Annotated in this window: 14 protein-coding genes; 6 read left to right on the top strand and 8 right to left on the bottom strand. The window is 59.9% G+C overall.

The genetic code is table 11. From position 1 onward, the window contains the following. Window positions 1-94: 94 nt before the first annotated feature. From PMI18_RS00650 to PMI18_RS00640, 3 genes are all read right to left on the bottom strand, one after another. On the bottom strand, window positions 95-1,339 hold the full coding sequence (locus tag PMI18_RS00650; RefSeq protein WP_007907744.1) for a lipoprotein-releasing ABC transporter permease subunit: 1,245 nt from the start codon (window positions 1,337-1,339) through the stop codon (window positions 95-97). A gap of 64 nt (window positions 1,340-1,403) precedes the next feature. After that, window positions 1,404-2,087, bottom strand: a complete 684-nt coding sequence (gene lolD / locus PMI18_RS00645) for a lipoprotein-releasing ABC transporter ATP-binding protein LolD (RefSeq protein WP_162831701.1) — start codon at window positions 2,085-2,087, stop codon at window positions 1,404-1,406. A gap of 7 nt (window positions 2,088-2,094) precedes the next feature. Further along, window positions 2,095-3,345 (bottom strand): lipoprotein-releasing ABC transporter permease subunit, encoded by a 1,251-nt coding sequence (locus PMI18_RS00640; protein WP_007907747.1) that lies wholly within the window; start codon window positions 3,343-3,345, stop codon window positions 2,095-2,097. A gap of 94 nt (window positions 3,346-3,439) precedes the next feature. Here PMI18_RS00640 and PMI18_RS00635 point away from each other — a divergent pair, with 94 nt between their 5' ends. Together PMI18_RS00635 and PMI18_RS00630 are read left to right on the top strand one after the other, a co-directional pair. Beyond that, a complete protein-coding gene (locus PMI18_RS00635; protein WP_007907749.1) occupies window positions 3,440-4,021 on the top strand; it encodes a PilZ domain-containing protein in 582 nt (193 codons plus the stop codon). A 14-nt stretch (window positions 4,022-4,035) separates the two neighbouring features. Beyond that, complete coding sequence (locus tag PMI18_RS00630) at window positions 4,036-4,758, top strand: glycerophosphodiester phosphodiesterase (protein WP_007907751.1); 723 nt, start codon at window positions 4,036-4,038, stop codon at window positions 4,756-4,758. 42 nt (window positions 4,759-4,800) lie between these two features. Here the strand turns inward: PMI18_RS00630 and sthA are convergent, their stop codons facing one another. Both sthA and PMI18_RS00620 read right to left on the bottom strand, forming a co-directional pair. Next, window positions 4,801-6,195, bottom strand: coding sequence for a Si-specific NAD(P)(+) transhydrogenase (gene sthA, locus PMI18_RS00625; protein WP_007907752.1), 1,395 nt, complete (start codon window positions 6,193-6,195; stop codon window positions 4,801-4,803). Window positions 6,196-6,401: 206 nt separating this feature from the next. Next, the gene (locus PMI18_RS00620; RefSeq protein ID WP_007907753.1) at window positions 6,402-7,451 is read right to left on the bottom strand and encodes an FAD:protein FMN transferase; all 1,050 of its coding nucleotides are present in this window, start codon (window positions 7,449-7,451) and stop codon (window positions 6,402-6,404) included. Window positions 7,452-7,650: 199 nt separating this feature from the next. Between PMI18_RS00620 and PMI18_RS00615 the strand changes: the two genes are divergently transcribed. Continuing rightward, window positions 7,651-8,949, top strand: a complete 1,299-nt coding sequence (locus PMI18_RS00615) for an MFS transporter (RefSeq protein WP_007907754.1) — start codon at window positions 7,651-7,653, stop codon at window positions 8,947-8,949. A 210-nt stretch (window positions 8,950-9,159) separates the two neighbouring features. On the opposite strand, the gene PMI18_RS00610 is transcribed toward PMI18_RS00615, so the two are convergent. Further along, window positions 9,160-10,623, bottom strand: a complete 1,464-nt coding sequence (locus PMI18_RS00610; protein ID WP_007907755.1) for a glyceraldehyde-3-phosphate dehydrogenase — start codon at window positions 10,621-10,623, stop codon at window positions 9,160-9,162. 354 nt (window positions 10,624-10,977) lie between these two features. On the opposite strand from PMI18_RS00610, the gene mfd reads away from it, so the two are divergent. From mfd to PMI18_RS00595, 3 genes are read left to right on the top strand one after another with little or no spacing between them, the layout of a single operon-like run. Beyond that, window positions 10,978-14,427, top strand: coding sequence for a transcription-repair coupling factor (mfd, locus tag PMI18_RS00605; RefSeq protein WP_007907758.1), 3,450 nt, complete (start codon window positions 10,978-10,980; stop codon window positions 14,425-14,427). Between the two features lie 9 nt (window positions 14,428-14,436). Then, window positions 14,437-15,012, top strand: coding sequence for a CsiV family protein (locus tag PMI18_RS00600; protein WP_007907760.1), 576 nt, complete (start codon window positions 14,437-14,439; stop codon window positions 15,010-15,012). 5 nt (window positions 15,013-15,017) lie between these two features. Further along, entirely contained in the window at window positions 15,018-17,708 is a 2,691-nt protein-coding gene (locus PMI18_RS00595; RefSeq protein ID WP_007907762.1) for a DEAD/DEAH box helicase, read from the top strand. Window positions 17,709-17,841: 133 nt separating this feature from the next. Here the strand turns inward: PMI18_RS00595 and PMI18_RS00590 are convergent, their stop codons facing one another. After that, on the bottom strand, window positions 17,842-18,579 hold the full coding sequence (locus PMI18_RS00590) for an S-methyl-5'-thioinosine phosphorylase (protein WP_007907764.1): 738 nt from the start codon (window positions 18,577-18,579) through the stop codon (window positions 17,842-17,844). Between the two features lie 12 nt (window positions 18,580-18,591). Continuing rightward, window positions 18,592-19,602, bottom strand: coding sequence for a beta-N-acetylhexosaminidase (gene nagZ, locus PMI18_RS00585; RefSeq protein WP_007907766.1), 1,011 nt, complete (start codon window positions 19,600-19,602; stop codon window positions 18,592-18,594). Window positions 19,603-19,722: the final 120 nt, after the last annotated feature.

Below are 19,722 nucleotides of genomic sequence, written 5' to 3' on the forward strand. Positions count from 1 at the left end.
AGCCCGCTCCCACAAGGTTTTGAGTCGTTCACATCATTGTGATTCAACTCGGTCACTGTGGGAGCGGGCTCGCCCGCGATAGCGATCTACAGGCTTACGAATACCGCAACGCAGTAGCTGGCTCGACTTTCGCCGCCCGCCACGCCGGATACACCGTCGCCAAAAAGCTCATGATGAACCCGGCGGAACAGATCAACAACACATCCGCGCCCTGCAGTTCCGACGGTAAGTTACTGACAAAGTACACATCGGAACTGAAGATGTGCTGCCCGCTCACCCGCTCCATCCAGCCTACCAGTTCACTGACGTTCAACGCTGCAATCACGCCCAGCACGCCGCCAATCAAGGTACCGACAACCCCGATCACCGTGCCCTGCACCATGAAGATCGCCATGATCTGCCGAGGTGTCGCGCCGATGGTACGCAGGATTGCGATGTCCGCGCCCTTGTCGTTCACAACCATGATCAGGGTGGCGATGATGTTGAACGCCGCCACCGCGACGATCATCAGCAACAGCAGGCCGATCATGGTTTTTTCCATTTTCATCGCGCTGAACAGACTGCCCTGGGTGTGGGTCCAGTCGTCAGCCTTGTAGGCAGCGCCCAGGCCTGTCGCGATGTCGCTCGACACTTGCGGCGCGGCATACAGATCCTTCACCGCGAGGCGCACGCTCTGCACCTGATTCGGCTGCCAGTGTTGCATCTGCGCGGCATCGGCGACGTGGATCAGCGCCATGGAGCCGTCCAGCTCAGCGCCGACCTTGAATACGCCCACCACGTTCAGTCGTTGCATTCGCGGGGTGATGCCGCCCGGTGCGGTGCTGATTTCCGGCACGATCAGGGTGATCTTGTCGCCGACATTCAAGCGAAAGCGTCTTGCGGTGATCTCACCGATCACCACGCCAAACTCGCCCGGCTTCAAGGCATCGAGACGTCCCTGAACAATGTGCTTGGCAACGATCGACACCTTGCCTTCCAGCGCCGGGTCGACACCGCTGACCTGAATCGGCTGCATCGTACCCTTGTAGGACAGCATGCCTTCCATCTCGGTGAACGGCACCGCCGCCGTCACTTCAGGATTTTTCATCGCCGCGGCGGCCACCGGCTGCCAATCGTCGATAGGGTTCACGCCGACGATGGTCGCGTGGGGCACCATGCCGAGGATGCGCGAGCTCATTTCGCGCTGGAACCCATTCATCACCGACAGCACCACGATCATCGCCAGCACGCCCAGGGCGAGGCCGATCATCGAGGTCATCGAGATGAAGGAAACAAAGCGATTGCGGCGCTTGGCGCGGGTATAGCGTGCGCCGATAAAGATCGATAACGGTCTGAACATTCGCTGGGCACCGTATAAAAATAAAAGACCCGACGTACTGTTCAGTACGTCGGGTTTCGGTCAATCAGATGGGTGTCAGGTAACCTTCCTGCAAATGCAGGACGCGATCCATCTGGCGAGCCAGGTTCATGTCGTGGGTCACCACCAGGAACGCTGTGCGCATCGAGGTGCTGAGTTCCAGCATCAAATCCTGAATGCCCTGGGCGGTGTGGGAGTCGAGGTTGCCGGTCGGCTCGTCGAGCATCACCAGGCCTGGCTTGTTCACTAGGGCACGGGCAATGGCCACACGCTGGCGTTCGCCACCGGACAGTTCCGCCGGTTTGTGCTCCAGACGATGGGCCAACCCTACCCGCTCCAGCAACGCCGTCGCACGCTGACGTGCTTCAGGGATCGCGGTTTTACCGATCAGCAGCGGCATGCAGACGTTTTCCAGCGCGGTGAACTCAGGCAGCAAGTGGTGGAACTGGTAAACGAAACCCAGCGACCGATTGCGCAGCAGGCCACGGGCCTTTTCGTTCAGCGCCGAGAGCTCTTCACCGGCCAGCCAGACGCTGCCCTTGGTCGGCGTATCGAGGCCGCCCAGCAGGTTGAGCAAGGTACTTTTGCCCGAACCCGACGTACCGACGATCGCCACGCGCTCACCAGGGTGCAGCTCCAGTTGCAGACCGGCCAGAACCTCTACCGATTCCGGGCCTTCCACGTAGGATTTGCCCAAGTTGCGGCAGCTCAAGATTGCTTTATCACTCATGCCCGACTCACTCATAACGTAGCGCCTCCGCAGGCTGGGTGCGCGCGGCACGCCAGGCTGGATACAGGGTGGCGAGGAAACTCAGAACCAACGCGGCGGCGCAGACCATCAACACGTCCTGGCTCTGCACTTGCGACGGCAGGTAATCGATGAAGTACACGTCGGCGTTGAGGAACTTGTGGCCGATCAGCCCTTCAAGGGCCGAGATCGCGGCGCTGACGTTCAGCGCGGCAAAGATCCCGACCACAGCGCCGATCAGCGTACCGACCACACCAATGACCGTGCCCTGGACCATGAAGATCGCCATGATCTGCCCCGGCGTGGAGCCAAGGGTGCGCAAAATCGCGATGTCGCCCTTCTTGTCATTCACTACCATCACCAGCGTGGAAATGATGTTGAACGCCGCAACAGCGACGATCAGCAGCAACAGCAGGCCGATCATGGCTTTTTCCATGCGGATTGCCTGATACAGGTTGCCGTGGGTGCGGGTCCAGTCACGGGCGTAATACTGGTCTTCGCCAAGTTGCTGAGCAATGGTCCACGCCACGCGTGGTGCCTGGAACAGATCGTCGAACTTCAAGCGCAAGCCCTGAACCTGATCCGGCTTCCAGCGGTGCAGCTTCGCCAGATCCTGCAGATTGGTGATGCCCAGATAGCCGTCGATCTCACCGGCGCCGACATGAAAGATGCCGACCACGGTAAAGCGTTTCATGCGCGGGAACATCCCGGCCGGGGTCACGGTGACTTCCGGCGCGACAAACGTCAGTTTGTCGCCGACCGCCACGCCAAGCTTGGCCGCGGCCTTGTCGCCGATGACGATGCCGAAACTGCCCGGCGCCAGGTCATCGAGTTTGCCCTGCTGCATGAAGTTATCAATGATCGACACCTGCCGTTCCTGCACAGGGTCGATGGCATTTAGCAGCACCTTGGAGACCTTGCCGTTGTTGGTCAGCAGGCCCTGCATCTGGACGAAGGGCGCAACCGCCGCCACCTGCGGGTTCTGCTTGACCTTGGCGGCCAGGCTTTGCCAGTCGCTGATCGGCTCACCGGACTCGATGGTCGCGTGGGGCACCATGCCCAGCACGCGGGTGCGCATCTCATGATCGAAGCCGTTCATGACCGACAGCACGACGATCATCACGACCACGCCAAGGGCGAGTCCGATCATCGAGGTCAGGGAAATGAACGACACAAAATGATTGCGACGCTTTGCACGGGTATAACGCGTGCCAATAAATACGAAGAGAGGTCTGAACATGTCGGGGCTTGTTCGGAGGGAAAAGGAACGTCCTTGTGGCGGGGGTCGATAACCAGCTTTACACTCAGACCACCGCCGCTACCATGGGTTCGCCATGTCGACATTAGATGAAGAAGATCGCCGCGAATACTACCGTATCGAGGACACGATCGCACTGGAAATTCGGCCCCTGTCTGCTCCCGAAGCCGCAGGCCAGGAAGTGTTGCAGGATGCTTCCCCACTGTTCAACCTGCTCAGCGAACTGCACCTGAGCGAATTCGAGTCGCAACACCTGCTGCGACAGATCAGCGAACGCGACCGGACCATCGCCGCGTTCCTGAAATCCCAGAACAAACGCATCGATCTGCTGAGCCAGGTGGTCGCCCTGACCGTGCTCGGACAGATCGGCGAACCGCAGCCGGTGATCCTCTCCGAAGGGGGCATCGACTTTCAGCATCCGACGCCCATCGCCACTGGCGCGCACCTGTCGGTCAAGCTGGTACTCATGCCGCAAGCCCTTGGCCTGCTGCTGCGTGCCCGCGTCACCCATTGCGACCGCAAGGGCGACGGCTACGACATTGGCACCGAGTTCGAATACCCGTCCGATGCCCAGCGGCAATTGCTGGCCCGTTACATCTTGCAGCGACAGGCACAAGAACGACGCCTGGCCCGCGAACAAAACGACTCAGGCATTTAATTTAAGGAAGAACCGTGACTCTCATCTACGGCCATCGCGGCGCCAAGGGCGAAGCACCGGAAAACACCCTGACCAGCTTTCAGGAATGCCTCAAGCACGGCGTACGACGCTGTGAACTGGACCTGCACCTGTCCAGGGACGGCGAGTTGATGGTGATTCACGACCCGACCCTCAAACGCACCACCGAGCGCCGCGGCAAAGTAGTCGAACATACCGCCGCGGAGCTGGTGACCTACGACGCGCGCAAGGGTGGCCCGGGCTGGATCAAACCCTGCCCGATTCCAACGCTGGAAGAATTGTTCGAGAAATGCGATTTCGATCACTGGCAACTGGAAGTCAAAAGCGCTTCACGCACCCGTGCCGCGACCACCGTGCTGGCGATTCGCGAAATGGCGCAGCGTTTCGGTATGCGGGACAAGATCACGATTACGTCAAGTTCACGCGAAGTGTTGAAAGCCGCGCTGGACCTGGTGCCGGACGTGTCTCGCGGTTTGGTGGCCGAGTACGCCTGGCTCGACCCGTTGAAGGTCGCGCAAAACTATGGCTGTGAGATTCTGGCACTGAACTGGACCCTGTGTACGCCAGAGCGCCTGCAGAAGGCGCAGCGTCAAGGGCTGCATGTGTCGGTGTGGACAGTCAACGAGCCCGCGCTGATGCGCAGACTCGCCGACTTCGGCGTTGACAGCCTGATTACAGACTTTCCCGGTTTGGCCACTGCCACGCTCGAGAATTGCTGAAATCGGTCTCCCCGGCCGGCTCAGGCCACCGGCCGGAGCCGCTCAAAAAAGCCGGTTGAGGCCATCGTATGCCGCTACCCGATAGGCTTCAGCCATGGTCGGGTAGTTGAACGTCGTGTTGACGAAGTACTTCAGGGTGTTCAGTTCGCCCGGCTGGCTCATGATCGCCTGACCGATGTGAACGATCTCCGACGCCTGATAACCGAAGCAGTGAACGCCCAGCACTTCCAGGGTTTCACGGTGGAACAGGATCTTCAGCATGCCCTGCGGCTCGCCGGCAATCTGTGCACGCGCCATGCTCTTGAAGAATGCCTTGCCGACTTCGTACGGCACCTTGGCCTGCGTCAGTTCCTGCTCGTTCTTGCCGATCGAGCTGATCTCCGGAATGGTGTAGATACCGGTCGGCACGTCGTTGACGAAGCGCCAGCTGTTGTTATCGACGATGCTGCCAGCAGCCGAACGGCCCTGGTCGTGCGCGGCACTGGCCAGGCTCGGCCAGCCGATCACGTCACCGGCACCGTAAATGTTCGGTACGCAGGTGCGGTAGGCTTCGTCGACTTCGATCTGGCCACGGCTGTTGACCTTCACGCCGATATTTTCCAGACCCAACTGATCGGTGTTGCCGGTACGACCGTTGCACCAGAGCAAGGCATCGGCCTTGATCTTCTTGCCGGACTTGAGGTGCAGGATCACGCCGTTGTCCACGCCTTCGACGCGGTCGTAGTCTTCGTTGTGGCGAACCGTGATGTTGTTGTTGCTGAAGTGGTAACTCAACGCCTGGGAAATTTCCGAGTCGAGGAAGCTCAGCAACTGACCGCGGTTGTCCACCAGCTCGACCAGCACACCCAGACCACTGAAGATCGAGGCGTATTCGCAACCAATCACGCCAGCGCCGTAAACGATGAGCTTGCGCGGGGTGTGGCCGAGGCTGAGGATGGTGTCGCTATCGTAGATACGCGGGTGATGGAAATCGATGTCCGCCGGGCGATAAGGGCGCGAACCGGTGGCGATGATGATGTGCTTGGCCACCAGTTTTTCAACCACGCCGTTGGCGCAGACCACTTCGATGGTTTGCTCGTCAGCGAAGCTGCCGGTGCCGAAGAACACGTCGACACGGTTACGGGCGTAGTAGCCGGTGCGCGAGGCGACTTGTTTGGAGATGACTTTTTCGGCGCTTTTCAAAACGTCCGGGAACGAGAACCAGCGCGGCTCACCAATCGCCCGGAACATCGGGTTGGTGTTGAACTGCATGATCTGCCGGACCGAGTGACGCAAAGCCTTGGACGGGATGGTGCCCAGGTGGGTGCAGTTGCCGCCGACCTGGCGACGACTATCGACCATCGCCACCTTGCGCCCTGCCTTGGCGGCATTCATTGCCGCACCTTCTCCCGCCGGGCCGGAACCCAACACCACCACGTCGTAGTTGTAGACAGCCATGCATACTCCTCAGAACAGGCCGCGGCGCCCTCGGCACCTGCGGCTAAATCACGCCGATCTGCGGCGTGAAGGAACAATTTGGGGCCAGTGCAGAACCCGGACACAGTCTATAGAAGCGTCAACGCCGGGCACATTAACCCTTGGTCGCGTCGTAGGCTAGTTTTGCCTGCACTACAACGCCATCAAAAACGCTTTTGATGCCGTAATCACTTGGTTTTCTCACCCACCAGGCGCTCAAAAGCCTGATTGGTGCGGGTGACAAAACCTGTATCGGCACGAATCACAAAGAATGCACCTATGTCATGAGTTTGGGCATAGTCCCAACCCCGTTCAGGACCGAGAATCAGCAACAGCGTCGATAGGCCATCGGCCATCAACGCGGAAGGATGAATAACCGTGACTGACGCCAAGGTGTGTAGGACCGGCGCACCGGTGCGGGCATCGAAGGTGTGGGAATAGCGCTGGCCGTTCTGTTGAAAATAATTGCGGTAGTCGCCGGACGTGGACACGCCGTAGCCGTCGATGGCGATGACTCTTTGCGCGACTTGCTGATCGTCTCGGGGCTCTTCCAGGGCGATGCGCCAAGGCGAGCCATCGAGTTTTTTGCCGGCGGCCTTGAGTTCACCTGTGACTTCAGCCAGGTAACTGTGGATACCCATTCCTTCGAGTTTTGCGGCAATCGTATCGACCGCGTAACCGGCAGCGATGCTGTTGAAGTCGAGCTCGACTGCAACGTCTTTGCACAGCTGATCACCGTCGATTCGCAGATGGGTATGACCGACGCGTTGCCTCACTTCGGCCAGCGCTTCGGCGGTCGGGACTTTTTCCTCCCGTGCCTGCGGGCCGAATCCCCATAGGTTGAGCAGCGGCTCCACCGTCAGGTCGAAGGCGCCTTCGCTTTGCGAAGACAATCGCTCGCCCACACGGACCAATTCGAGAATCGGGCCAGGCATGACCTGACAGCGGCCGGCGGGCAATGCGTTGAAACGTTCGGTGTCGGAGTCACTGCGATAGGTCGAGAATTGTCGATCCACTTCGGTGAGGATATTTTCTACTTCAGCCTGCACCGCTTTCGGCCCGGGCGTGGAGGAATGTCTTACGTATTGAATGGAATAACGACTGCCCATGGTCGGGCCGTCGAAGCGCTCCAGGCTGTCACCGTTGCCGCAACCAGCCAAAACACCGGCCAGCACCACAAGTCCACCCCACCGTCCAGTTAACAAATCTTCATCTCCCCTCAAAACCGCGCCCGCCATTATGGGCCTCAGAGCGCATGGGAGCGAGGTCTGCCAGCGCCCGTCAGTCAGACGCAAAACCTGTGTGCGAGCCTGTGTGGCGAGGGGGCTTGCCCCCGTCCGATTGCGAAGCCATCGTAAATCCGGTCACCGCTATCGCGAGCAGGCTCCCACAGGTGCAGCGTTTTCAAACAAGATTTACCAGCGTGAGTACCTACAAATGTCTTCCAATACGAGCAACGGCAAAGCAATTTTTCGCGTCGTCAGCGGAAACTTCCTGGAGATGTTCGACTTCATGGTCTACGGCTTTTACGCAACGGCCATTGCTAAAACCTTCTTCCCTGCCGACAGCGCTTTCGCGTCCCTGATGCTGTCTTTGGCCACTTTCGGGGCCGGCTTCCTGATGCGTCCGTTGGGGGCGATTTTCCTCGGGGCTTACATCGACCGTCACGGCCGCCGCAAAGGCCTGATCATCACATTGGCAATGATGGCCGCCGGCACACTATTGATTGCCTGCGTGCCGGGTTATGCCACGCTGGGTGTCGCGGCGCCGCTGATCGTATTGCTCGGTCGCCTGTTGCAAGGCTTCTCGGCGGGTGTGGAACTGGGTGGTGTGTCGGTGTATCTCGCCGAGATCGCCACACCAGGGCGCAAAGGCTTCTTTGTCAGTTGGCAGTCCGCCAGTCAGCAAGCCGCGGTGGTATTCGCCGGCCTGCTCGGCGTGGGTTTGAACCATTGGCTCAGCCCGCAAGAAATGGGTGAATGGGGCTGGCGTGTGCCGTTCCTGATCGGCTGCATGATCGTGCCGGTGATCTTCGTGATCCGCCGCTCGCTGGAAGAAACCCCGGAGTTCCAGGCGCGTAAGCACCGCCCTACCCTGCAAGACATTGTCCGCTCGATTGGTCAGAACTTCGGCATCGTCCTCGCCGGCATGGCGCTGGTGGTGATGACCACTGTGTCGTTCTACTTGATCACCGCCTACACCCCGACCTTCGGCAAAGCCGAACTGCATCTGTCGGATCTGGATACGTTGCTGGTGACCGTGTGCATTGGCCTGTCGAATTTCTTCTGGCTGCCGGTGATGGGTTCAGTGTCTGACAGAATCGGGCGCAAACCCCTGCTGTTGGCGGCGACGATTCTGGCGATCCTCACGGCTTATCCAGCGCTGTCATGGCTGGTTGCGAACCCGAGCTTCAGCCATCTGCTGATCGTCGAGTTGTGGCTGTCGTTCCTGTATGGCTCGTACAACGGTGCCATGGTAGTGGCCCTGACCGAGATCATGCCGGTGGAAGTTCGCACGACCGGTTTCTCCCTTGCCTACAGCCTGGCGACCGCGACCTTTGGTGGTTTCACACCAGCGGCCTGCACGTATCTGATCCATGTGCTGGACAACAATGCGGCACCGGGGATCTGGCTCAGTGGCGCGGCGGTGTTGGGGTTGATTGCGACGCTGGTGTTGTTCCGCGGCAACCGTCATGAACTGCGGACTGCGCAGGCAGCAGTAGTGGGTGGCGCCTGATCGATAGCCTTCGCGGGCAAGCCTCGCTCCTACAGAGAAGAGGATCGTTCCCATTCTCTGCGTGGGAATGCAGCCCAGGACGCTCCGCGTCCCTTCCAAAGCCGAACGCAGAGCGTCCGTTGAGGCATTCCCACGCAGAGCGTGGGAACGATCACCCACAAACAAAAACGCCCCGACCAAAGTCGGGGCGCTTTCATGTGCGGCTAAGGCTTAGCGCGGGAACGCTGGCGGGTTTACACCGGCCATGTCTTCCATCACGCGAACCACCTGGCAGCTGTAACCGAACTCGTTGTCGTACCAAACGTACAGAACAACGCGGTTGTCCTGAACGATGGTCGCTTCAGCGTCCACAACGCCTGCGTGACGCGAGCCAACGAAGTCGGTGGAAACCACTTCCTGCGAATTGACGTAGTCGATTTGCTTGTGCAGATCGGAGTGCAGCGCCATGTAGCGCAGGTACTCGTTCATCTCTTCACGGGTGGCGGCTTTCTCAAGGTTCAGGTTGAGAATGGCCATCGACACGTTCGGCGTCGGAACACGGATCGCGTTGCCGGTCAGCTTGCCGGCCAGCTCAGGCAGCGCCTTGGCGGCAGCAGTGGCAGCACCAGTCTCGGTGATGACCATGTTCAACGCGGCGCTACGACCACGACGATCACCCTTGTGGAAGTTGTCGATCAGGTTCTGGTCGTTGGTGTACGAGTGAACGGTTTCGACGTGACCGTTGATGATGCCGAACTTGTCGTTGACAGCTTTCAGCACCGGCACGATGGCGTTGGTGGTGCAGGAAGCGGCGGAAACGATCTTGTCGTCAGCGGTGATTTCGCCGTGGTTGATGCCGTGAACGATGTTCTTCAGCTTGCCTTTGCCAGGCGCAGTCAGGACAACGCGGTCGATACCCGGGCAGGCCAGGTGCTGGCCCAGGCCGTCGGCGTCACGCCATACACCGGTGTTATCCACCAGCAACGCGTTTTTGATGCCGTACTGGGTGTAGTCCACCTCAGTCGGGTTCTTCGCGTAGATAACCTGGATCAGGTTGCCGTTGGCGGTGATGGTGTTGTTGGCTTCATCAATGGTGATGGTGCCATTGAACGAACCGTGCACCGAGTCGCGGCGCAGCAGGCTGGCGCGTTTGACCAGATCGTTTTCGGCGCCCTTGCGGACAACGATGGCGCGCAGACGCAGGCCGTCGCCACCACCGGTTTTCTCGATCAGGATGCGCGCCAGCAGACGGCCGATACGACCGAAACCGTACAGGACAACGTCGGTGCCGGTACGACCGGAACCATTCTGCTTGCCGACCACATCGGCCAGTTCGTCACGGACGAACTCTTCGGCGCTACGGCCATTGCCTTCGGCCTTGAACTTGATGGCCAGTTTGCCCAGGTCTACCGAAGCAGCGCCGAGCTTGAGCTCGCTCATCGCTTTGAGCAGAGGGAATGTTTCGTGGACGGACAATTCGCTGTCATCGGACTGGCGATGGCGAGCAAAGCGGTGAGCTTTGAGAATCGCGATGACAGACTGGTTGATCAGACTGCGGCCATAGATCGAGCTCACCACGTTGTTATTGCGGTAGAGCTGACCGATAAGCGGAATCATCGCTTCTGCGAGTGCTTCACGGTCGATCCATTCACCAAGACACTGGTCGGGCTTCTGAGTCACGGGAACCTTCCACATGTAGGGGCAGAAAAAAGGGGCTACATTATGCCGCCGAGTGCCTCCCGTAGCAATGCGCGCCTGTCGCACAAGCGGTAACAAAATCCTGTTCAAAAAAATTACGCCCCGCGCCAACCCAGTAAAACCGGGGCTTTCAGCACAGTCAATTTTTCGACGATAACGCTACCGTGTCCGTAACCCTCCGTAACACTGGGCGGTTTTGGCACTACATTTTCAGTATCAAACCGCCAGTTTTTGTCATTACCACTACATTTCACCCAACCTGTGCATATAGACACAGTCTGCAACTGACAGCCGGCACCAGAGGCCGTTACAATTGTCGACTTTGTCGCAACGCTTGGAGCTCAACCTTCCGTGCCCGTTCTGCGTCTACCGCTTCTCCCTGCCGCGGCAGGTAAACAGCACTGGGGCAACCTGCCCGGTGCCGCCCTGAGCCTGGCCATCGCCGAGGCCGCCAGCGCTGCCAAGCGCTTTACCCTGCTACTGACCGCCGACAGCCAGAGTGCCGAACGGCTGGAACAGGAGCTGAGTTTCTTCGCCCCGGATTTGCCTGTTCTGCATTTCCCTGACTGGGAAACCCTGCCCTACGACCTGTTCTCGCCACATCAGGACATCATCTCTCAGCGCATCTCCAGCCTGTATCGGTTGCCGGAACTGAGTCATGGTGTTTTGGTCGTGCCGATCACCACAGCCCTGCACCGCCTGGCGCCGACCAAATTCCTGCTCGGCAGCAGCCTGGTGCTGGATGTCGGCCAGAAGCTCGACGTCGAGCAAATGCGCACCCGGCTTGAGGCCAGCGGCTATCGTTACGTCGATACAGTCTATGAGCACGGCGAATTCACCGTGCGCGGCTCGCTGATCGATCTGTTCCCGATGGGCAGCAAACTGCCCTTCCGCATCGATCTGTTCGACGACGAAATCGAAACTCTGCGTACCTTCGATCCGGAAAACCAGCGCTCCATCGACAAGGTGGACACTGTTCGCCTGCTGCCGGCACGGGAATTCCCGCTGCAAAAGGACGCGGTCACCCGCTTCAAGGCGCGTTTTCGTGAGCGTTTCGATGTCGATTTCCGTCGCTGCCCGATCTTTCAGGATTTGAGCAGCGGGATTACACCGGCCGGTATCGAGTACTACTTGCCACTGTTCTTCGATGAAACCTCCACGCTGTTCGATTACCTGCCCCAGGACACACAAGTGTTCTCTTTGCCGGGCATCGAACAGGCGGCGGAGAATTTCTGGAACGACGTGCGCAATCGTTACGAAGAGCGCCGCGTCGACCCATCCCGTCCTTTATTGCCACCGGCCGAGCTGTTCTTGCCCGTGGAAGACTGCTTTGCCCGCCTGAAGAGCTGGCCCCGCGTGGTTGCCAGTCAACAGGACGTGGAAACCGGTGTCGGTCGCGAGCGCTTCCCGGCTCAGTCGCTGCCGAACCTGGCCATCGAAGCCAAGGCCACTCAGCCGTTGGCGGCGCTGGCCGGTTTCCTCGACGAATTCCCTGGCCGCGTGCTGTTCACCGCCGAGTCCGCGGGCCGTCGTGAAGTGCTGCTGGAATTGCTGGAACGCCTGAAACTGCGGCCGAAAACCGTCGACAGCTGGCCAGACTTTGTTGCGAGTAAGGAGCGCTTGGCGATCACCATCGCACCGCTCGACGAAGGTCTGTTGCTGGACGATCCAGCCCTGGCCCTGGTCGCTGAAAGCCCGTTGTTCGGTCAGCGCGTAATGCAGCGCCGTCGCCGCGAGAAACGCGCCGACGCCAACAACGATGCGGTGATCAAGAACCTCACCGAGCTGCGCGAAAACGCACCGGTGGTGCACATCGATCATGGTGTCGGCCGCTATCTGGGGCTGACGATCCTGGAAATCGACAATCAAGCTGCCGAATTCCTGACCCTTGAATATGCCGAGAACGCCAAGCTGTACGTCCCGGTAGCCAACCTGCACCTGATCGCCCGCTACACCGGCAGCGACGATGCCCTGGCGCCGCTGCACCGCCTCGGCTCCGAGACCTGGCAGAAAGCCAAGCGCAAAGCCGCCGAACAGGTGCGCGACGTGGCGGCCGAGTTGCTCGACATCTATGCCCGCCGCGCCGCTCGCGAGGGCTATGCCTTCGCCGACCCGAAAGCCGATTACGCGACCTTCAGCGCCGGTTTCCCGTTCGAAGAAACCCCGGACCAGCAAACCACCATCGAAGCGGTGCGCGCCGACATGCTTGCACCGAAACCGATGGATCGACTGGTCTGCGGCGACGTCGGTTTCGGCAAGACCGAAGTGGCGATGCGTGCGGCGTTCATTGCGGTGCACGGCGGTCGTCAGGTGGCGATTCTGGTGCCGACCACCCTGCTCGCCCAGCAACACTACAACAGCTTCCGCGATCGCTTCGCCGACTGGCCGGTGAGCGTGGAAGTGATGAGCCGCTTCAAGTCGACCAAAGAAGTGAACGCTGCGGTCGCGGACCTGGCCGAAGGCAAGATCGACATCGTCATCGGCACACACAAGTTGCTGCAAGACGACGTGAAGATCAAAAACCTCGGGCTGGTGATCATCGACGAAGAGCACCGTTTCGGTGTCCGTCAGAAAGAACAGCTCAAGGCGCTGCGCAGTGAAGTCGACATCCTGACGCTGACTGCTACGCCGATTCCGCGCACGCTGAACATGGCGGTGTCGGGCATGCGTGATCTGTCGATCATCGCCACGCCACCGGCCCGTCGCCTGTCGGTGCGCACGTTCGTCATGGAGCAGAACAAGAGCACGGTCAAAGAAGCCCTGCTGCGTGAGTTACTGCGTGGCGGTCAGGTCTACTACCTGCACAACGACGTGAAGACCATCGAGAAATGCGCCGCCGACCTCGCCGAACTGGTGCCGGAAGCGCGGATTGGCATCGGCCACGGGCAGATGCGTGAACGCGATCTCGAACAGGTGATGAGCGACTTCTACCACAAGCGCTTCAACGTGCTGATCGCCTCGACCATCATCGAGACCGGCATTGACGTGCCGAGCGCCAACACCATCATCATCGAGCGTGCCGACAAGTTCGGTCTGGCTCAGCTGCACCAATTGCGCGGCCGCGTCGGTCGCAGCCACCACCAGGCGTATGCTTACCTGCTGACACCGCCGCGCCAGCAAATCACTCCCGACGCGGAAAAGCGCCTCGAAGCGATTGCCAATACCCAGGACCTCGGCGCGGGCTTCGTACTCGCCACCAACGACCTGGAAATCCGTGGTGCCGGCGAACTGCTGGGCGACGGGCAGAGCGGGCAGATCCAGGCCGTCGGTTTCACGCTGTACATGGAAATGCTCGAGCGTGCAGTGAAGTCGATCCGCAAGGGCGAACAACCGAACCTCGATCAACCGCTGGGCGGTGGTCCCGAAGTCAATCTGCGGGTACCGGCGCTGATTCCCGAGGACTATCTACCGGATGTTCACGCGCGACTGATTCTCTACAAACGCATTGCCTCGGCCACCGATGAGGAAGGCCTCAAGGATCTGCAAGTGGAGATGATCGACCGTTTCGGCCTGCTGCCGGAGCCGACCAAAAACCTGGTGCGGATCACGGCGTTGAAATTGCAGGCTGAACAGCTGGGCATCAAGAAAGTCGACGGCGGCCCGCAAGGCGGTCGTATCGAGTTCGCGGCACAGACACCGGTCGACCCGCTGACACTGATCAAACTGATCCAGAGCCAGCCCAAACGCTACAAATTCGAAGGCGCCACGATGTTCAAGTTCCAGGTGCCGATGGAAAGCCCGCAAGAGCGTTTTAATACTGTAGAAGCGCTGTTCGAGCGCCTCATTCCGACCACTGCTTAAGGACGCCGCATGCGCCTGTTTCGCTCACTGACCTTGTTGATGTCGTTGTTTTCGCCGTTCGCCTCGACGGCGTTTGCTGATGATCTGTATCAGGTCGAAATGATTCTGGTGCGGCAAAACGCCGTGCCCGCCATCGTCAGCCGCGCCGCGCCGGAAGACTGGGATGCCGGCGCCCAACGCATCAACCCCGACAGCTTCCGCACGCCAAGCCTTAATCCCGAAGTGGAAAAGCTCACCGCCAGCAACGAATACACGGTGTTGCTGCACAAGGCCTGGCAACAGAACCTGGGGGAAGAAGCCAGCAAAGTGGCGATCAGCGAGGGCAAGGAACAGTTTGGCCAGTTCCCGATCGAAGGCACTCTGAGCCTGAAACTGGGGCGCTTCACCGACGTCGACGCCGACTTCTGGGTCAACCAGATTGATGCCAACGGCCTGGTCACCGCCAGCGAACGTCTGAAGCAGGAAAGCCACACCAAGAACGGCCAGCTGAACTTCCTCGACAACGGCCACCTGGGCCTGCTGATCAAGATCACCTCGCTCACAGCGCCCGCGCCACGGGAAGCTCCAGAAGTCGTTCCGGACTAATTGACGTGCCCCCGACCCTGAGCAAACCCCTGGCAACATCCTGGGTCAGCCGATTCAAGGAACAGAGTCTGGAGCGTGGCCGCCGCTACGCGCTGGAAAACCGCGTCAGAATCGTCGAAGTCGGCGACGCCACCATCACCGCCAGTTGCGAAGGCTCTGGCGGCAACGTTTACCGTCAGACCATTCGCCTGCGCGAGTCGGCCAAAGGCACCTTGCTGATGATCGACGCCACATGCACCTGTCCGGTTCATAGCAACTGCAAACATTGCGCGGCGGTGTTGCTGCAAGTGCAGGAAACCCTCGCCTACCCAGCGGCTGCCAAAGACGCTGAACTGCTGGAAAAACTTCAGGCCGTACTGGAAAACCGTAGCCCGAAAGCGCCGCCGCAAGTGTTGGTGGACAACGTGCAACCGGTGCCGCGCCTGTGGCTGGCAAGTATCGAATTCAGTGCCTTTGAACCACGCAACGGCAAGATGCAGCGTTACATCCAGCATCGCGCGGCGCTGTCCTTCAGTTATCTGGACGAATACGTCAGCGGACAGAAAAACACTGACATCCTGATTCGCCAGGAGACGCAGACGCTGCGGATAAAACGTCACCCGGAAGTCGAACAGGCCTACAGGGAACAGCTGCGAATCCTCGGTTTCAAGGTCGCCACCCGACAAAGCAAGGCTTTGCCGGAAAGTGCCGGCGAACTCTACGAGATGGTCAACGACAGCGCCTGGCTGACTTTCACCCTCAACGAACTGCCGAAGCTGCGCACCCAAGGGTGGGAGTTGCAGATCGACGAGGATTTCGGCTTCGACCTGACCGCCGTGGACGACTGGTACGCCACTGTCGAGCAGGCACCGGAGCGTGATTGGTTCGACCTGGAATTGGGGATCATCGTCAACGGCGAGCGACTGAGCCTGCTGCCGATCCTGTTGAACCTGATGCGCTCCCACACCGAGATCCTCAACCCGGAACGGCTCGCCCGACGTCGCGATGACGAACTGATACTGGTGAACATCCCGCAGCGTCGCAGCACCGACCAAGGCCCGTTGCAGGTCGCCCTGCCCTTCGGCCGCTTGAAACCGGTGCTGGCCACCCTCGGCGAGTTTTATCTGCAAGAACCCGGCGAAACCACGCTGCGCCTGAGCAAGGCCGACGCCACGCGACTGAATCCGCTGGAAGGCCTGCCGTTGCTCTGGGAAGGTGGCGAGCAGATCCGCACCTTTGCCCAGCGCCTGCGTGACATCAAAGACCACACCGCAGTGGCACCCGAAGGCTTGAATGCCACCTTGCGCCCGTATCAGCTGGAAGGCCTGAGCTGGATGCAGTCGTTGCGACAACTGGAAGTCGGCGGGATTCTCGCGGACGACATGGGCCTGGGCAAAACCCTACAGACCCTGGCGCATATTCTCAGCGAGAAGAATGCCGGGCGCCTCGATCGGCCGTGCATGGTGGTCATGCCCACCAGCCTGATCCCCAACTGGCTCGACGAAGCCGCGCATTTCACGCCTCAGCTCAAAGTGCTGGCGCTGTACGGTGCCAGTCGCAAAAAGCATTTCGAGCACCTGGCCGATTACGACCTGATTCTGACCACCTATGCGCTGCTGCCCAAGGATGTCGAGCGCCTGGCCGCGCAACCGTTTCATGTACTGGTGCTGGATGAAGCACAGTACATCAAGAATCCCAACAGCAAGGCCGCCCATGCCGCCCGCGATCTGAATGCTCGCCAGCGCCTGTGCCTGAGTGGCACGCCACTGGAAAATCACCTCGGTGAGTTGTGGTCGCTGTTCCACTTCCTGCTGCCCGGCTGGCTCGGTGACGTGAAAAGCTTCAACCGCGATTACCGCGTACCAATAGAAAAGCGTGCCAGCGAAGTAAGACTCCAGCACCTCAACGGTCGGATAAAACCATTCCTGCTGCGCAGGACCAAGGAACAGGTGGCCACCGAACTGCCGCCGAAAACCGAGATCATCCATTGGGTCGAGCTCAACGAAGCCCAGCGCGACGTGTACGAAACCATGCGCCTGGCCATGGACAAGAAAGTCCGCGACGAGATCACTCGCAAAGGCGTGGCGCGCAGCCAGATCATCATTCTTGAGGCCCTGCTGAAACTGCGTCAGGTGTGCTGCGATTTACGCCTGGTCAACGATGCCGCCCTGCCCGCGCGCGGGAGCACTTCCGGCAAGCTTGATAGCCTGATGGAAATGCTGGAAGAGTTGCTCGAAGAAGGTCGGCGAATTCTACTGTTTTCGCAGTTCACCTCAATGCTGTCGTTGATCGAGGACGAGCTGAAAAAACGCGGCGTGGCGTATGCGATCCTGACCGGACAAACCCGCGACCGACGCACGCCGGTGAAGGAATTCCAGAGCGGCAAGCGTCAGATCTTTCTGATCAGCTTGAAGGCCGGCGGTGTGGGGCTGAACCTGACCGAAGCCGATACGGTGATTCACTACGATCCCTGGTGGAACCCGGCGACGGAAAATCAGGCGACTGATCGTGCGTATCGCATTGGTCAGGAGAAGCCGGTATTCGTCTACAAGATGATTGCCAGGGGCACGGTGGAAGAGAAAATCCAGCATCTGCAGAAGGAAAAATCCGATCTTGCCGCAGGCGTGCTGGATGGGCGCAAAACCGGAGACTGGAAGTTGCAGAGCGATGATATCGAGGCGCTGTTTGCGCCGTTGCCGGAAAAAATTGATAAGTAGCAGCGATAGGTAGATTGCCTTCGCGGGCAAGCCTCGCTCCTACAGACTTGAGTCGTTCGCATTGTCGGCGAACGACCCATATCCGTAGGAGCGAGGCTTGCCCGCGAAGGGGTCGGTTCGGTTTAATGATCGATCAGCCCTTGAGCACCCGCGCCAACGCCGACCTCACCTTGCCCATCCCGTCACGCAATGCCTGCTCAATCTCGGCCATGGTGATCACCGCTGTCGACTTGCCTGCCGCCGGATTCACCACCAGCGCCAGACAGGCGTAATCCAGTTCCAACTCGCGGGCCAACGCCGCTTCCGGCATTCCGGTCATGCCGACAATGTCGCAACCGTCACGCTCCAGCTTCGCGACTTCAGCCACTGTTTCCAGACGTGGGCCCTGGGTGCAGGCGTACACGCCTTGGCTGCTGAAGCCAACGCCTTCAGCCGCCAACGCCGCGATCAATTGCTGACGCAGGGGCTCGCTGTAGGGGTAGCTGAAATCGATGTGTGTAACCTGCTCCAGATCATCGGCGAAATAGGTGTGTTCGCGGCCGCTGGTGTAGTCGATCAATTGATGTGGCACGCAGAAATGTCCGGTGCCCATCTCGGCATGAATCCCGCCCACGGCGTTGACCGCAAGAATCGCTTCGGCACCGGCCTGCTTCAAGGCCCACAGGTTGGCGCGGTAGTTCACCTGATGCGGCGGAAAACGGTGTGGGTGCCCATGACGCGCGAGAAACAGCACTTCCTTGCCAGCATACTCACCGATCTGCACTTCGGCCGAAGGCGTACCGTAAGGCGTGTCCACCGCCAATGACTGACGAATGCTCAAGCCTTCGAGTTGAGTCAGGCCGGTGCCACCGATAATCGCGTAAACCGTCATGACGAGAAGTCCTTAATCAATCAATTGAGCTTCTTTGAGCGCGCCGATGGCCGCCAGCCAGCGTGGGTCTTGACGATATTCGGTGCTGGCGTACGCCTGCCCGCGCATCCGCGCAATACGCGCCGACGGTTTGACCTTCAAGCGCTGGGCGGCGCTCAAGGCCAGCTCGGCAGCGGCGCGATCATTGCACACTAGGCCCATGTCGCAACCGGCCGTCAGCGCCGCTTCGATACGGCTGGCAGCATCGCCGACCACGTGGGCACCGGCCATGGACAGGTCATCGCTGAAGATCACGCCATCGAACTGCAACTCGCCACGCAGGATGTCCTGCAACCAGCGACGGGAGAAACCTGCAGGCTGGGAATCGACTTGCGGATAAATAACGTGGGCTGGCATGACGGCGGCCAGTTGCTTGCTCAATCGCGCAAATGGCACAAGATCGTTGGCGCGGATTTCGTCGAGGCTGCGCTCGTCGTTGGGAATCGCGACGTGGGAATCGGCTTCGGCCCAACCGTGACCCGGAAAATGCTTGCCGGTGGCGGCCATTCCCGCGCTATTCATGCCACGGATGAATGCACCGGCGAGCAAGGCGGCGCGCTCGGGATCACCTTCGAACGAACGGGTGCCGACCACTGCACTGCGCTGGTAATCCAGGTCCAGCACCGGGGCGAAGCTCAAGTCGAGACCGACCGCGAGCACTTCGGTCGCCATGATCCAGCCACACTGCTCGGCCAGGTCCTCGGCATTCGGGTTATCGGCGATGGCACGCATGGCTGGCAGTCGCACGAAGCCTTGACGCAGCCGCTGAACCCGACCGCCCTCTTGATCCACCGCCAGCAGCAGATCGGGACGAATGGCGCGGATCGAAGCGCTCAATTCGCGCACCTGGCGAGGATGCTCGATGTTGCGGGCAAAAATGATCAGGCCGCCCACTTCGGGCTGGCGCAACAATTGGCGATCTTCAGCCGTCAGCCAGGTACCGGCGACGTCCACCATCAACGAGCCTTGCAGGCCAGCAGTCATAGAGATTCCTTGATTACGATAAACCCGGCTCGCACGAATTCGCCGCCATGGGCTGTGCCCGGCGGGTCGGCGATATCAATGAGGAGCGGGTTCAGAACGAGAGTCGGCATGGGCGGCTAG

The organism is Pseudomonas sp. GM102 (assembly GCF_000282555.1).
GTDB lineage: Bacteria > Pseudomonadota > Gammaproteobacteria > Pseudomonadales > Pseudomonadaceae > Aquipseudomonas.